This window comes from Paenibacillus bouchesdurhonensis (assembly GCF_900155685.1).
Classification (GTDB): Bacteria; Bacillota; Bacilli; order Paenibacillales; family Paenibacillaceae; genus Fontibacillus; species Fontibacillus bouchesdurhonensis.
The window spans coordinates 621,149-637,819 of record NZ_LT732547.1 but is presented as its reverse complement, the minus strand read 5'-3'; the positions used below and the strand labels follow the sequence as shown (position 1 = coordinate 637,819).

Sequence of the window (16,671 nt, the reverse complement as noted above, 5' to 3'; positions counted from 1 at the left end):
CCTGCTCCCATTGCATGATGTTTCGCTGCAGGATGGCGTCCGGGCGCCTCTATGCTGAGCCTTGACGCTTTGTACCGTTAACAATAAAGAGACCCTAGAGCGTAATTTATTCCGCCCTAGGGTCTCTCATTTTTTCATGCTTCTATTACTTCTGTTGCTGCTCCTGCAGCAGTTTCCAAATCACCTGCGCGCTCTCGGCGCGGGTTAACCGATCCTTCGGCGCGAATAGACCGCTGCCTTTGCCTTGCAATAAGCCTAGTGCTGCTGCCTCTGACACCGACTGCTGCGCCCAAGACGCAATGCTATGGCTGTCTTTGAATGGGTTACCGTCAGTGCCATTTGGACTTTCCAGACCATTCATTACGGCATAGGCTCTTATCAGCATGACCGCCATTTCCTCGCGAGTAATGACGTCTGCACTGCCAAAGGTGCCGTCTGCACGTCCTTTTACTATGCCTGCCGTACGGGCTGCTTCGACTGCATCTGCATACCATGCGTTTGGAAGCACATCGCTGTAAATCATACTAGCGGATGCTTGATATTCCAGCCCCTGCTCCATGCTCAGCGCTCTCATGAGCATAGCCGTGAACTCCGCTCTCGTCACGCTGGATGATGGCGCAAAAGTATCCTCAGTTACCCCCGCGACGATTTGCTGGGCCGCTAGCTGCTGAATGACACCGCTGGCCCAATGTTCTGAGGGAACATCACTGAACATCTTGTCATAGCTTACAAGCACAAGCTTCCCAAGTGCGTCCAGCTTAGCTGACAGTCCGTCCTCCGACCAGCGAGCCCCAGCATAGGACAGCGAACCGTCATCGTTAAGACGGTATATCCCCAGCACTCCCCGCAAATCTGTCATTGAACCGACAGATGCTGCATCGGTATTAAAGTGAATATGCAGCGGGGCAGCATACTTATCCAAAGTCAGTATTTTCCCGTCCTCTGTCACAACGTACAGCGCCAGTTCATATACCTTTCCTTGTGATGTAAGATCGGCACGTTCACCCTGCTCAGCCAGCTTCAGCAGCCTCCGGCCTTCCTCATTGGATAAAGGCTCGAAGGAGAAGACAATATGAGCACCGTCCAGAATGCTGAACGGAACATCGTTCAACGTACCTTTTAAAGCAGTGCTGTTTGAAGAAGTGCCATTGGAAGAAGCACTGTTCAAGGAGCCCTCGCCCGAAATCAAGCCGATCAGTTGCTTCACGACAGAAGCAGGCACTTCCAGCGTAAACGGCTCCGTCTCCAGAGTAAGCCCATTCGTCCCATCCATAGCGGCAGCGTTCGCCGGCAGCACGAGCTTGCTTTTTCCCGGCTCGGCAATGACCCTAATTGCGCCATTCTCCGCAACCGGGTTGTTCACAAGCTGTACATCGCTTGGGAGAGCCGCGCTATCCTTTCCTCCGCTTCTGCCACTCCCCGATGATGAGGAGGAGGAGGGTGAAGAACCCGAATCCCCATTTCCAGGCTCCTGCGGCTTTTCTTGCTTCGGAGCGGACAGCACAATGGTACCGCCTTGATCTCTGCCCGGAATAGTTACAGACACTTTACCGCCGTCAGCCACTGTGTATTTGCCTTGGCTGTATTCCTCCGTCAGGATTGTTCCAGCGGCGTAAGGAACTGTAAATTCGGCCGTATTGGCCTCTGCCTTCGTATTTAATCCCACGATCACCGCCTCATCTCCATACGTTCTGGAGAATACGACATACCCGCCTTCATCCGATCCGGCTAGCTTCGCCCGCGCTCCCTTGGAGAACAATTTCGAATGCTTCGCCCGAATTTGCAGCAGCTTGGTGTAGTGACCGTGAATATCCATCGCCTTGGCATCGCGCCCGTTTACTTTATCCCAAGGCATGTCATCCCGATTCTCATTGAATTCGCCAAGATCCATGTCGCCGGCTGTACTGCCCGATTGCCCCAATTCCTCACCGTAGTAAATGATCGGCTGGCCCTTGCTCGTGATTTGCAGCGCTGCCGCAACCTTCAGCTTACCGATATCCCCGTCCACATAGTGGGACAGGAACCCGCTCTCATCATGGCTACTTAAAAATTGCCCGAACGTCTTATCGCTCGTCAGCATGCCGTTCCGCTGCTGCAAATAGGACTCCACGCTATCAATTTGGCCATTCACGAAGTCTCTGGCTTTGTCCTTAAATTGAAAATCCAATAAAGAATCCATTTGCCCGTTCCCCAGAAATCCCCCGGTATTGCCTGGAGATGCCCCAAAATATTCGCCAATCAGCTTGAAATCCGGCTTCGCCTTCGTCAGCTCATTCTTGAAGGCCATCCAGGTCGTCTCATCGACGTGCTTCACCGTGTCTACACGGAAATAGTCAATGGTATCTCCCCGATCAGTGCGCGCCTTCTTCAGCCAGTCGACCTGCCATTCAATCAGCTTATCCCTGACCGCGGCTTCCTCCGTCTTGAAATCAGGCAGTCCCGCTAGTTCACCGCGAACCGTATCCGTGCCTCCGTCACGCAGCATGCCTGCGAATCTCTCTTGGTCGGCGGCGGCCGGATAACCCGGAACTTCTGCTGCCTGATCGCCTTGCTTCAGGCCATATCCGGCATGATTCAACACTACGTCAACCATAATTTTGATTCCGCGATCATGAGCCTTGTCAATAAGCTCCTTGAAATCGTTAATATCGCCAAGATGCTCATCCATCATCTCGAAATTTTTAGCCCAGTAGCCATGGTAGCCAAATTGCGGCCCGTTCTTGCCATGACGAACATCAAAATCGATATTGTCTACAATCGGCGTAATCCAAATCGTGTTAATCCCCAGCTTATCCAAATAATCAAGCTTCTCGATAATTCCCCGGATATCGCCGCCATGGTATGCTTCCGGCTGAGCAGGATCATAGCTTCCCGGGATTTGGTTTGGATTATCATTGCTCGAATCACCATTATAGAAACGGTCTGTCAGCAAGAAATAGATCCTTGCCTCATCCCAGTCGAAATCCAACGGCGAGTTCCCCGTTCTCGCTTGTACTGTAATTTTGACCGTACCGTGATGCTTATTGCCGTACTCATCAATGACCGTCAGTCCGATTGTTTTAATACCCGCTGTAATGTGGTCCGCAACAGAAATTGTCCGTTCCAGCAACTGCGGGTCAATAACTTCTTTAGCATCGCCCCCAAGCCCCCTTAAATCCGCATAGGCCTCGCGCAGCTTTACGCCTTCATCCCCGGTTACTTTCAGCGTCAGCACTGCATTTTCATCGTAGGCTATCGTTCCATTCAGACTTGCAGGAGACACCTCCCCTTGAATCTGCAGCTCTGGCTTCAGAAACTCGACTACAGAGCGATTGCCTTCACGCAGCGGGTTTTTGTCATCAGGAACAATGCTATCCTGGCTATTCCGCGTAACCGTGAAATCATAATAATATTTGCCTGGCTCAACGTTTTCCAAGGTATACGAAAAGTACTCGTTCTTCGCATCATAAATCATGTCATAGCTTTGCTCAGCCTGCCCGGAAGACACATTCAGCTTCACACCGGATATCGTAGGCATCGCGTCTTGTCGAAAGAGGCTGTCATCCCGGTAATAGAAAATAATATTTCCTTCATTCAATACCGGCCCGCTTACCTCTGGCAATATATCCATCTCCATGACCATGCTTTGCACATTCACCTTCACGAAGGTCTGCCCGGTTCCGATTGGAATATTCCGGTCATCGGGAATATCCTGCTTCGCCGTGCTCCAGTCGGTGCCCTTGCGGACGACAAAGCCAACAGAACTGCTGTCCGGTGCAGTCTCGATGTTCGCGATCGCAACGCCGTCCCGAACCGTGAAATTCACCTGTCCATCGCTCACGCCCCCGGTTCCCCAAATCCAGAGGTTCCAATCTTCATAATTTTGATCCGGACGCGTATAGCGCAGTTGTACTGTTTTCTTAACAAAAGGCAGAATTTTTAGTTGCTTTTCGGCCTTAAGCTCTCCGATACGGGCTGTGACCGTCACAGTTCCCGGCTTAAGCCCCTTTACCTCTCCAGCCCCGCTTACGGTTGCAATAGAAGCATCCGAACTGCTCCAGGCTAGCGTCTTGCCTTTCAATGTCTGGCCAAATTGATCCTTCAACGTCGCACTTAAAGTCGTTGACTGGGTAGCATAAACCTCGCTCGCCCCCGTTAACGTAAGTGTAGTTGGATGCAACGTGCCGACCTGTATTGTAGAAACGGCCCGAACCTGACCAACAGCTGCCGTAATCGTTGCCGTCCCTGCCGATTTGGCACTGATCAATCCTCTATCACTTACTGTGGCAACCGTACTGTCTGAAGTGCTCCACTCGATGCTTACTCCTGTCATCGGGTTGCCCTTCTGGTCGCGAACAACGGCCGTCATTGAGCGAATCATGCCTGGTTCCAGCCCTAAGGTGTCAGGAGTCAGGTCAATTTTGCTCACCTCCGGCGTGTACACCGTTTCTTCGTCGTACAGCACCATCATCGACAATCCGGCAACCTGGACGCTGCCTGTTACCGGTGCTCCCAGCTTCGCCGTCCCGGCAGCCCGGTCATTAACAACGATATTCCAGGCCGAACCACCGGGAAGCGCTACGGTTTGAGCCGTCTGATTGGCGTTGTAAATGACGACGATATTGTTCCAGGTGTCACCGTTTGCATAATTCTTCAATTGAAATGACACGATGTTTCCATCGCTCTTCGTCACTTGCAAATGGTTAGCGATTGCTTCCTTGGAGTTCATCCGGAAGGCCGGATGGCTTTGGCGCAGCTCGATTAAGCCTTGATAATAATCGAATATCGGATTGAATTTGTCCTTGTTTTCCCAACGGATCTGATTAATCGCATCCGGGCTTCGATAGCTGTTATGATCGCCGTATTTAGAGCGCAGCAGTTCGTCGCCCGCATGCAGGAACGGTACCCCCTGTGAAGTCAGTACGATCCCGTTCGCCAGCAGCGAGCGCCTTACCGTCTCATTGTCAAATACGTCATTGCCCGTGCCGACATACTTGTAAGGCTGGGCAGCATCGACCGCATTCTCGATGTTTCCTCCGCCCTCCAGCACGCCATCCCGTATATTCAACATGCCGAGATCAGCATCCAGCCCTTGGGTTCTAACGATTTTATCCCATAGATTCAAATTGTCATGTGCGGTAACATAGTTCACCGCCTCCGATGGCATCGCCGCGAAGGACTCTGTCGCGCCCTTGACTCCGGTGACGACCGCGGCCTCCTGACCGGGCTCACCCGTAGCAAAGCCCTTGCCCGCTCCGTCGCTGTCCCCTTTGATTGCACCGCGAACATCATCGTTAAATACAGCAAAGCCTTTATTGCGCTGTGTCCCCTTGATCGTCTTCAGGTCTTGCGGCAGCGGCGTCGGCCCCATATCCCATGGCTCGCCATACACGATCAGCCCGGGATCTACCTCCTGGTGCAGTTCACTCGTCACCTCGGTCATCGTCTCGATGTCGATAAGTCCCATCAGGTCAAAGCGGAAGCCGTCCACACCGTATTCTTGCGCCCAATATTTCACGGAATCGCGGATATATTTGCGAACCATCGGGCGCTCCGAAGCGATTTCATTGCCTACGCCCGTAGCGTTGGAATACGTTCCGTTGTCTGTCGTCCGATAATAATAACCCGGAACGATTCGGTTGAAAGGCCCGTCTTCAATCGAGAAAGTATGATTGTATACGACATCCATCACCACGCCGATGCCTTCGTCATGCAGGCTCTGAACCATTTCCTTGAATTCGCGGATTCTCGCCGCAGGATCGCTAGGATTACTGGAATAAGCTCCTTCAGGCACATTGTAGTTCTGTGGATCGTATCCCCAATTGTATTTCGGGGCAGCGGAAGCCGGGTCGTCCACCGCCAGCTCGTTGACCGTCTTAAAATCATAGGCCGGCAGCAAATGCAAGTGCGTGACTCCAAGTGATTTTAGATGATCGATTCCCGTGGGAAGCCCCTGGGATGTTGTCGTTCCTTTCTCCGTAAAAGCCTTGTACTTCCCTTTATGCGACATGCCCGAATCCGGACTGATGGAGAAATCGCGAATGTGCAGCTCGTATAACACCGCATCGGTAGGCTGGACTAACGACGGTTTCATGTCCGGCGTCCACGTCGATGGATTTGTGTCCCGCAAATCGATGATCGCCGTGCGCTGTCCGTTCGCTGATACGGCAACAGCATACGGATCCACCGCATAATTTACCGTGCCATCCGCGAACTCTACCTTGTACATATAAAATTGTCCTTTAAAATCGCCGGATACTGTACTCGACCATACCCCGCTTGCTGCCCGGCTCAGCACATGCTCCGTTCCGCCTGTATGATCCGTTACGAGACCATTCTCGTTATAATCGCCCGCGCTGCCGTACAACGCTACGCTGACTTTGGCTGCGGTTGGTGCCCATAACTTAAACGTGCTGCCCGCTGCAGTGTAGGTTAGCCCCAAATCTTCGCCGGCGTAGTAGAACGATGGATCGTCCAATATTTTGCGCATCGTCACCGGAGTAGGCGCCAAATTGGCTGTCTCTACGGTATATACATGAGTAACATCGAACTCTTGCGGGTCAGCTATCGTGATTCTAAGCTTGCGGTCACTCATTTTGACGGCATTCACCGGTAGCTTTCTGTTCCCGTCTGTTATATCCGTAAGCTCAATGGTGCTTACATCCGCATCCGCTACTGCGCTGCTGGCTTCAGCGATTAATGTATCCAAGCTATCCGCCATCACAGCGCTGAACTTTGGTGAAGTATCCGGTCTTGCAAAATATACCTTCGGATCGTTCTCCACCAGGTACACATCAGCTGTAGTTTGGCCCGCCGGCATTTCCACCTTGCGATCCATTTCCTGCGCGCTCCAATCGTTGCCCGGAACGCTTAAGCGCGTTAAGACGCCAATCTTCGGCGAAGCCGACGTATATACTCCGACCGCAAATCCGTCTGCATTCACACCTGTAAACGGATAGCTGCCGCCATCCTTTCCTTCAGGCCAAACCCACATATTCCAGTCGCCCTGCTTGCCGTCATAACGGTAATAATGCAGATTGAAGGTGTATAGATCCGATGCCACGGTTATTTCCTTCTCGCTGCTTCGCCCATCATGCTCGGCAACAATCGTAAATTTCGTTACAGTCGTATCGTCCGCGATGACAAGCTTGCCTTCGGATATCGCAACCCCGGTTAGGCCGCTCTCCTTCAGAGACCACTGTGGAGATACCTCCGCGGTCGTGCCATCCGCTCGAATGAACGTCGCCTTTAATTGTGTCGAGCTTCCCTTACCGACTGTATCCGTTAGCCCGATTTGAATACCTGGAACGTGCAGAACCGAATTGCCTTCACTTTGCAAAGGATTTAGCGGGTCTGCAAAATTAACATCCCAATTCAAACGGCTCGAATTAAACTTATATTGATAAGAGCCCGGCGAAAGGCTCATCGTGGCCGAGAACACGCCGCCTGCATCTTTGACCATCGCTTCGCTCTTATCCAGAGACCAGCCATTCATGGAGCCGATGACGTAAAGCTCGTTCCCTGTGTGGCTATTATTGTTAAAGGTCACGGTGCCATCCCCATGAATGACAGGGCTGGCAAGAATCTGATCAACAATCTTCAAATTCACTTCTGTTGCAATATCCTCATAGACGGCCGTTATAACTGTACTCGTTCCAGTTGCTGCTTGATCGGCAACCTTCACTTTACCGCCAGTTACAGAAATGTCGCCAGATGGACTAGATGACCACATGGCGTAGTCTGTTAAATTCAAGACCGTGCCATCTGCAAGGATTCTTACAGCTTTCAATTCTAAAGACTGCCCCGGAACCACTTCACCGCCAGGTGGATGCCCCGCTGCATCATGCATGCTTAAGCTATAAATCGCGGAGTTGACACTAATCTTAGACACGTTGCGAGGATCGGCATAAGATGCATCCCAATCTCCCTCTGCTGTCGAAAATTTATATTCGACAACTCCTTTATTCGCGATGAAATCCGTTTTCGGAATAGTGTATGAATATACGTTCATCTCGGTTCCATTCTCGTTGTAAGAGCTTACTTTCGTCATTTCTACGAAGCTATTCCAGCGGGATGCGCTAAAGTTCCCTACCACGAACAGCCTGCCCGCTTCCGAGACCCCTGTTACAGTCACAGAACCGTCCCCATGAAATAAGGGACTCTGCAGTTCATTCTGAGCTTCTTGAATGACAACGGACGATGTCTGTGAATTAGCTTCACCGAACGCTTGACCCATCCCCAGCAAGTTAACGACCATCAACATAACTAGTCCTAATGCAACAAAGCGAAGTGACTTTTGATTAGCCATATGAGCGTTGAACCCCTTTCCACTCAAAAAAATATGAAACTGAAATAATCTCCTCTGATCTACAGTTAAATAAATTCACTTTCGCAGCTTTAAATCTGTAAAGAAGACTTAATGTAATTGGGTAGATTTGAGATCCGTTGATAGAATTGACAATGTAAGCATGTCGAAGTCTTATGACCTGCTTTTGTGACGATTACGTTCATAAGATCGAGCAGTTGAGTTCAGCTTTATATAAAAGTCACTCCCCCCCTTCTGCGCCTCATTTACATCGAAATTGAAGCCATCTTTGCGCAAACGTTACCACAATTTCTCGAAAAATTCTCTTTCCATGACTGCCAAAATTTATGTAAGCGCTGTATCCGCATCACCACTATAACTTAAGCGCTTAACTTAATTAAAACGTTTGCATAAGCTGTTTTTAAGCATTTTCATCTCATTATCTTTAATTTCCTCTAGATTCCTCAATGTCCCATTCATATTCAAAATTACGATTATTACCGTATATTTTCCAAGAAATTGCGCAGTATATCCCTGAATATCACACTTTGTCGGGGATTATCTATTTACTTTCGCTAACCTTTGGATTAAGATTACAATGTAAAGCAAACGGTTCCACAGGAGGTTATTATGGCTGTAACTATTAAAGATGTTGCTAGAAAGGCCGGAGTATCTCCCTCCACCGTGTCCCGGGTGCTGTCCAATCATCCAAGAATCAGCACGGAGACTTCTCAGAAAGTAAAGGCGATCATGGAGCAGCTCGGGTATCACCCCAACATTATGGCGAAAAGCCTAGTGTCCAAGACAACGAACAGCATTTGCATCATGCTTCCTAAATCGGCCGAAGAACTGTTCTCCAATTACTTTTTTATGGAGCTGATCCGCGGCATTGTCACTCAGGCAAGCCGTTTGGGATATGATATACTCATCAGCTCAGGAGCCAATGAGAAAGAAGAGGTCGAAGGCGTCTCCAGACTGCTTAACGGCCGCCGGGTTGATGGAGTTATTCTTCTCTATTCCAGAACAGACGATCCTGTCATCGACTTTCTGCATGAGAACGGCCATCCCTTCGTCCTGATCGGACGGAGCGACCAGTATCCTGATATTTTATCCGTGGACACCGATAACGTACAGGCATCCTACGATGCGACCAAGCACTTGATTTCACTTGGACATGAACGCATCGGATTCGTAAGCGGCCCACCGGAGCTTGTCGTTTCCAAGGATCGGCTGAAAGGTTACATGAAAGCTCTTGCAGATGCCGGACTTGAGTCCCGTCCCGAGTGGATCGTAGAGGGAGAATTTTTGCAGGAAAGCGGCTACCGGGCCATGTCGTTCTTCATGAATCTTCCGAATCGCCCGACTGCACTTGTCCTGATCGATGATGTCGTCGCCTTCGGAATATTGCGCGGTTTGCATGAACTTAAATATAATGTGCCCGAAGACTTGTGTCTGGTGAGCTTTAACAATATACCTTTATCCGAATTGTCGACGCCGCCGCTGAGCAGTATCGATATCGGCATTTACAATTTGGGATATACCGCTTCCCAGGTACTGATCCAGTCGATCAAAAATAATCAGGATGCCTCCTACCAGAAGCGCCAGATTATCCCGCACCGACTGATGATCCGCGAATCATCCATCCATTCCGTCCGCTCATAACGGGGAGGGATCACAAGGATTCATCAAGTCATTGTCCACGCGGATAGGGCTGAACTTATTCTTCACATAAAGCCCTATTTACTTAAAATAATTGAAGCCTTGCTGCTTCTTTTATTTTTAACAGTTTGTTCAAACGTTTGCGCTAAAAGGAGGAGAGGTTATGACCTCAATCAAAGCTTGTCTTTTCGACCTGGATGGAGTCCTTGTCGACACAGCCAGATATCACTATTTGGCCTGGAAACGGCTCGCTGATGAACTCGGATTCACGTTCACCGAGCAGGATAACGAGAAGCTCAAAGGGGTTAGCCGTATGGCATCCCTGGATATTTTACTTAGCGTGGGTCATCTTGAATTCGATGACGCTAAGAAGCTTGAGCTCGCCGAGCGAAAAAACAACTGGTACTTTGAATCCATTTCCAAAATGGATCATTCAGAAATATTGCCGGGGGCGCTGGAGTTCCTCAAGTCCTGTCGGGAAAATGACCTGAAGACGGCTCTCGGATCGGCCAGCAAGAACGCGATGACCATTCTAAATAATACCGGCTTGACCCCCTATTTCGATGCCATTATCGATGGGACGCATACCAGCAATGCCAAGCCTGACCCGGAGGTATTCCTGCTTGGAGCCAAGGCTCTCTCCGTACCTCCGGAACAATGTGTCGTCTTTGAGGATGCCGAGGCTGGGGTCGAGGCGGCGCATCGCGCCGGCATGAGCTGCGTCGGAATCGGTTCGGCGAATACACTGGGCAAAGCCGAGCTCATCGTCCCTTCGCTGCAAGAAATGACGGTTGGCCGTCTTAAGGAGTTGAATGCCGCTCGTTAACTTTCTCCTGTTCGCGTGATAAGTCAGTATGAAAGTGCGATTTTTACTCATCATATCATTAAAGGAGCCTGGTTATAGTGAAACAATACTTAAAAATAAACGAATGGTCGATTATTGAAGAGTCCTTTGATCCGACAACCCATGAAATATCCGAGAGCATATTCAGCATCGGCAACGGGTTCATGGGCCAGCGGGCGAACTTCGAAGAGAGATACAGCGGTTCCTCCCTGCAAGGCAGCTATATGGCGGGTGTCTATTACCCCGATAAGACGCGTGTTGGTTGGTGGAAGAACGGATATCCGGAATATTTCGCCAAAGTCCTGAACAGTACGAACTGGATCGGCGTCGACGTATTTATTAATGGAATCGAGCTCGATCTGGCGAAGTGCAAGGTCAGCGACTTTGTACGCGAGTTGAACATGAAGGAAGGCACCTTGTCCCGCCGCTTCAAGGCGGAGCTTGCAGACGGCAAGCAAATCCAAGTGGATGCGCTGCGCTTTGTCAGCATGGCTCGCCATGAAATCGGAGCGATCCGCTACGCGGTTACTCCGTTGAATTTCAGCGGTACGATTCGCCTCGTCCCTTATCTTGACGGCGATGTGCAGAATAAAGACTCGAACTACGATGAGAAATTCTGGCTGGAAGTAGAGAAAGCCGCAGCGGCAGATCTTTCATATTTGACGCTGAAGACAAAGAAGCTCGATTTCCATGTGACCTCGGTCATGGCGTTCGATATTTTCAAAGATGGCAATAAGCTGGATCTTTCCCCGTCCCTCCAGGAACGCGAAAAATTCGTCTCCAGTGAAGTGGTCATTGAAGCTGCTGCCGGAGAACAAGTCACTCTGTACAAATATGTGGCTAATGTGACTTCGCGCAACCATGGTCTGGGTCAACTAGTCGAAGTCGGCAAAAAATTGCTCGCCGAGGCGAAAGAAGCTGGATTCGACACACTGCTTCGCGAACAGGTAGATACTTGGGCCGCCAAGTGGCGCGAAAGCGACATCATTATTGAAGGCGATGTCTCCGCGCAGCAGGCGATTCGCTTTAACATTTTCCAATTAAACCAGACCTATACCGGGGATGACGATCGTCTGAATATTGGTCCAAAGGGCTTTACGGGTGAAAAATACGGCGGCAGCACCTATTGGGATACAGAGGCTTATTGCTTGCCGTTCTACCTTAGCACTGCGGATTCCAGCATCGCTCGCAACCTGCTCATATACCGTTACAAGCATCTGGAGAAAGCAAAGGAGAATGCTCGCAAGCTCGGCTTTACGAAGGGCGCTCTCTATCCGATGGTAACGATGAACGGCGAAGAGTGCCATAACGAATGGGAAATTACGTTCGAGGAGGTTCACCGTAACGGCGCTATCGCTTATGCCATTTACAATTACGTCAACTATACCGGAGATAAATCGTATCTCGGCCAATATGGCCTGGAAGTGCTAGTGGAAATTTCCCGCTTCTGGGAAGAGCGCGTGAACTTCTCTCAGGATAAAGGCCAATACGTCATGCTGGGCATTACAGGCCCGAACGAGTATGAGAACAACGTCAACAATAACTGGTATACCAACCGGATTGCCACCTGGACGATGGAGTATACGCAGAAAGTTATGAGCTATTTGAAGGAGCATGAGAATGCTCGTTATTTGGAGCTCATCGACAAGCTGGAGCTGAAGGATGAAGAGGTTGCCAAATGGAACGACATTATCGGCAATATGTACTATCCGTACGATGAGGAGCGCGGCGTATTCCTGCAGCAGGATGGTTTCCTGGATAAAGAGCTCATTCCGGTGAAAGACCTTAAGCCAGAAGATCTGCCGCTCAACCAAAATTGGTCTTGGGATCGGATTCTTCGCTCCTGCTTTATCAAGCAAGCCGATGTGCTGCAGGGAATTTACTTCCTTGGCGACCAGTTCGACCTGGAGACGAAGAAACGCAACTTCGATTTCTATGAGCCGCTGACTGTGCATGAGTCTTCCCTGTCCCCTTGCCTCCACAACATTATCGCTTGCGAGCTGGGCTATCAGGAGAAGGCATACGAAATGTACCTGCGCACGGCGCGTCTGGATCTCGATAACTATAATAATGACACCGAGGACGGTCTGCATATTACGAGTATGGCTGGCACCTGGATGTCTGTCGTGGAAGGCTTCGGCGGACTGAAGGTGAAAGACGATGCGCTGCAGTTGCATCCGTTCGTTCCATCCCACTGGACATCGTTCTCCTTCAAGGTGATGTTCCGCGGAGCTCGCCTGAATGTAAGTGTAACGGAGGACAGCATTACGGTCACGAACGAGACCGATACACCGGCAGCAATCGTCATTTACGATCGCAGCTATACCGTAAGCGGGCTAGGCGAAGTGCAATACGCTAGAACTTCCGTAAAAATTTAAGCTTGATCTAGAAAGGGTGTCCCTAACCGTGATTCGGTTTAAGGACACCCTTTCTCTTTGCGTTCATACTGCATGGATTATTGTAGCCGAGCTGTGCTCTGCCTAATAATTAATTGCGGCTCCAGAGATGTGCGCTTCTTCACCTTCTCCTTATTCATCAGCCGCCGCAGCAGCTTAACGGCTGTGCAGCCAAGCTCGTTGGCCTGCTGCGATACCGTTGTCAATTCCGGTATGACATGATGCGCCAGCGGAATATCATCGAATCCGACGATCGACAGATCATCAGGGATCTTGAGGCCATTCTCGATCGCCGTCTTAATCGCCCCAATGGCTGTAAAATCATTCACGCACATCACTGCCGTTGGCTTGGCGGGCAGCTTCAGCAATTTCTCCATTTGCTGCCTTCCAGAGTCGACGGAGAAGCTGTCGGGGAGAATCCATTCCTCCCTTATCGGAAGACCCGCTTCCCTTAGCGTCTTGCGGAAAGCGCGTATCTTAATCGAGGTTGTGGTCATGTGATTCTCCCCGCCAATGAACCCAATCTCCCGATGCCCGAGCTCAATTAAATGCTGCACGGCGCTGACGGCTCCGGCATACTCATCGGTGACAACCCGCGTTAAATCCGCATTTTTCAGACTACCGTTAATGAGCACGAGTGGAATCTTGTTGGCATGCTCCACCACTTCTTGCACCAATAGCGGATCGCATTCCTTGAGATTAATCCGCCCTCCCATAAATAAAATGCCGTCCACGCGCTTCTCCTGCATAATGTTCAAAAACTCAGACTCTTTGGCATAATTGCCCATTGAATTGCACAGAAAAAAATTATGCCCCGTCTTCTGAGCTTCTTGTTCCGCGCCCGAAAACACTTCAGGAAAGAATGGGTTCGTAATATCAGGAAGGATGACTCCGATAATACCGGTCTCTTTCTTGATTAAGCTTCTGGCTAATGCATTCGGCTGAAATTGATGTTTCTGGATAATCGCTTCGATTCTTGCTCTAGTGGTATCTTTAACCGGAGCGGTTCCGTTCAGCACCCGTGAGACGGTGGCTACGGAAACCTTGGCTTCCTTGGCGATATCGTATACGGTAACCTCTTTCATTTCATTAGATCCTTTCCTGCAAACGATTGTATTACTAGCTAGTATTATAGCAAAACGATATCCTCAATGAAATGGGTTACATTATGACGGTATAACCGTTTCGGAAGTTCAATTCCGTCCAGTTCTATTCAACTCTGATCATCCTCCGAATCTATCTTAAAATCACTTCGTCGATTGTTGCCCAGCCCGAGTTCCTTTTGGCGTAATACCATACTTTGATGGGCTGACCTGCGTCAGCATGGAATTTAAGCTGATAGTAATCATATTTGCCGCTGTTTGAGACCGTGACCTCGCCTTGCTGAACGCCGCCTACATCGACGCCTAGCGAAGCCGTATTGGCCATACTCGTAGCAGCATGCGCAGTTAAAATATAAGTTCTCGATTCCGGTGCGGCAATAGTTTGATAGAGCGCCACATCCTTCGTTGTCGTCGGGTGCAGGTAAGCATCCTGAAGCCCCGAATAAGGATAACTCGTCTCGACTCCAGTCAATGAAGGATTCCACTCCCCGCTCCATGGGGCAAAGGAGGTGGATTCGAAGCCCGAATTGCCCAGCAGCGATGGGACAGACGAGGTAATAACGATGCGGTCAGCAGAAACAATTGGTGCAGAGGAAGTACTATTTTTTAACCCCGTTACCCGTACTTTAATAGTATGAGTTCCGTCCAGCAGCAATGGACTGGTATAGAGGAATATATCATCCTCTCTTGTCTGAGCGTATAGGTCAACAAGCTCCTCCAGGCCTCCGTCGATGGAAATGGCCGCTATCCCTTGATTCGGAGCCTTGGCGCCATATAAAGAAACCTGAGTTCCGCTGAAGGCGAGCTCAAAACTAGCATCCGTGGCCTCCGACCAGTGAAGATCGTGCTCATAGGCCCCTGTTTGCGAACCACTGCTCCAGGCCCCGGTGTAATTGAACTGACTATCGTTCACGAACCGGGATGAGCCGAGCCCCTCATATCCGCTGCCTTCGATGACGAAGGTGGTGATCGAGTTGGCTTTTAAGCTGCTGCTTAGCGTCCCGCCACTAATATTGGCACTAGGCAGGATAGCCAGATTCTCATCAGTTGAGGTGCGATACACTGCCGCTGATGCAGGCAGACTGTCAAATAGAGATAAGTCATAGGTCACTGCCGTGTCCGTTGTCGAAGGATTCCTGGTGACAAGCACTAATTTGCCGGATACTGGATCTATTGCAGATAGTGTGTCAGCGTGATCGGAGGCGATAATCTTGAAGCCAGGCCTGATAAATTTGCTGTAATTCGCCATTGTCCAGTATTGCTTATTCAGCCAATAGTCTTCCGTGCCGGAGAAATCGGCCTGAATGAATCCCCAGTTATGCTGGAGCTGCCGATTTTCTACCGCTTGCCACTCCACCCAGGCGACAGGCTGCAAATTTCTCAAGTCCGAATTGATCTTGCCGGCCAGCTCTTGAGCGCTCGTCATATCGAGAGGGCTTTGCGAGGCTGTCCCCCCTACACCGACTTCAGACACCCACAGCTTGAGCTGGTTTAAGACTGCCGCGCTGCGCAGTATGGGCTCCTTGCTTCCCGCATAGGTATGAGTGTTGAGTTGGGACATGCCGGCCTTCACACTGGCGGAATAACCGTTAAAACTGGAAAGCGACTGGTCTACGCTGTATTCCTCTGGCCCGCTGACATGAACTCCGGTCAGACCCTTCTGGTTCAGCTTTTGCAGCACCTCGTTCAGCAGCCGATCCTGCTTATCGGCATCAAAATGGATACCCTCCTGGTTGTTGCCGCATTTCCACCACGTGGATATCGGTTCATTTAGCGGAGCGATCGTGCGAAAATGGATGCCCCAGTCGTCCCTGGCCCGCTTCACGACCTCCGTCATATAGTCCGCATAATCGTCGTAGTAATCTTCCCTCAAATTGTTGCCGCCATTGGCTGAGCCAGCAGAGCATTGATTGAGAGTCATCCAATAAGGCGGAGCATTCGCAAAGGCTTCAAAAATATTGGCTCCAAGTGATTTAGCACGCTGCAGTACATAACGCTGATTGCTATCCGCGGACCAGTCCCAAACTCCCTCCGTCGGCTGAAACGACGGCATGACTGCGCCAACCCGGTAGGGCGGCTGATAGGCCGGATTCTCCCCGCCGCCGATATTGTACCTAACGATGTTCAGGCCTAGCCCGCTGTACGGGTCAAAGAGCTGGTCAATGATCTCCTCCCGCTTCGGGGACGACCAGCCGCCGATCACATTGCCCCACCAAGCGAGCGATGTCCCCCATCCTTCTATGGTTTGATAGGACGTGCCAGGGTCGATCCTTACAGTGTAAGCTTCTTCTGCGGATAAGCGTGTCGCGCCCGCTAGCAGGCTTCCCGTCATGACTGCAACCAGCAAGACAGATAACCACTTCTTCATAAGCTATTCCTCCTCTT

General features: G+C 50.4%; 6 protein-coding genes. 3 read left to right on the top strand and 3 right to left on the bottom strand.

The window, feature by feature from the left end; translation table 11 throughout:
• Window positions 1-145: 145 nt before the first annotated feature.
• A complete protein-coding gene (gene pulA / locus CZ379_RS02555; protein WP_110930173.1) occupies window positions 146-8,287 on the bottom strand; it encodes a type I pullulanase in 8,142 nt (2,713 codons plus the stop codon).
• 627 nt (window positions 8,288-8,914) lie between these two features.
• On the opposite strand from pulA, the gene CZ379_RS02550 reads away from it, so the two are divergent.
• The 3 genes from CZ379_RS02550 (at window position 8,915) to CZ379_RS02540 (ending at window position 13,165) form a co-directional block, all read left to right on the top strand.
• Complete coding sequence (locus tag CZ379_RS02550; protein ID WP_110930172.1) at window positions 8,915-9,946, top strand: LacI family DNA-binding transcriptional regulator; 1,032 nt, start codon at window positions 8,915-8,917, stop codon at window positions 9,944-9,946.
• 160 nt (window positions 9,947-10,106) lie between these two features.
• Entirely contained in the window at window positions 10,107-10,769 is a 663-nt protein-coding gene (gene pgmB, locus CZ379_RS02545; protein WP_110930171.1) for a beta-phosphoglucomutase, read from the top strand.
• 77 nt (window positions 10,770-10,846) lie between these two features.
• Window positions 10,847-13,165 (top strand): glycoside hydrolase family 65 protein, encoded by a 2,319-nt coding sequence (locus CZ379_RS02540; RefSeq protein ID WP_110930170.1) that lies wholly within the window; start codon window positions 10,847-10,849, stop codon window positions 13,163-13,165.
• Window positions 13,166-13,242: 77 nt separating this feature from the next.
• Here the strand turns inward: CZ379_RS02540 and CZ379_RS02535 are convergent, their stop codons facing one another.
• Window positions 13,243-14,268 (bottom strand): LacI family DNA-binding transcriptional regulator, encoded by a 1,026-nt coding sequence (locus CZ379_RS02535; protein WP_110930169.1) that lies wholly within the window; start codon window positions 14,266-14,268, stop codon window positions 13,243-13,245.
• A 151-nt stretch (window positions 14,269-14,419) separates the two neighbouring features.
• Entirely contained in the window at window positions 14,420-16,654 is a 2,235-nt protein-coding gene (locus CZ379_RS02530) for a glycoside hydrolase family 30 protein (protein ID WP_110930168.1), read from the bottom strand.
• Window positions 16,655-16,671: the final 17 nt, after the last annotated feature.

What these genes read in the sequence shown, in the direction of transcription:
- pulA (WP_110930173.1), bottom strand. Translation starts at nt 8,287, where the DNA reads ATGGCTAATCAAAAGTCACTTCGCTTTGTTGCATTAGGACTAGTTATG.
- CZ379_RS02550 (WP_110930172.1), top strand. Translation starts at nt 8,915, where the DNA reads ATGGCTGTAACTATTAAAGATGTTGCTAGAAAGGCCGGAGTATCTCCC.
- pgmB (WP_110930171.1), top strand. Translation starts at nt 10,107, where the DNA reads ATGACCTCAATCAAAGCTTGTCTTTTCGACCTGGATGGAGTCCTTGTC.
- CZ379_RS02535 (WP_110930169.1), bottom strand. Translation starts at nt 14,268, where the DNA reads ATGAAAGAGGTTACCGTATACGATATCGCCAAGGAAGCCAAGGTTTCC.
- CZ379_RS02530 (WP_110930168.1), bottom strand. Translation starts at nt 16,654, where the DNA reads ATGAAGAAGTGGTTATCTGTCTTGCTGGTTGCAGTCATGACGGGAAGC.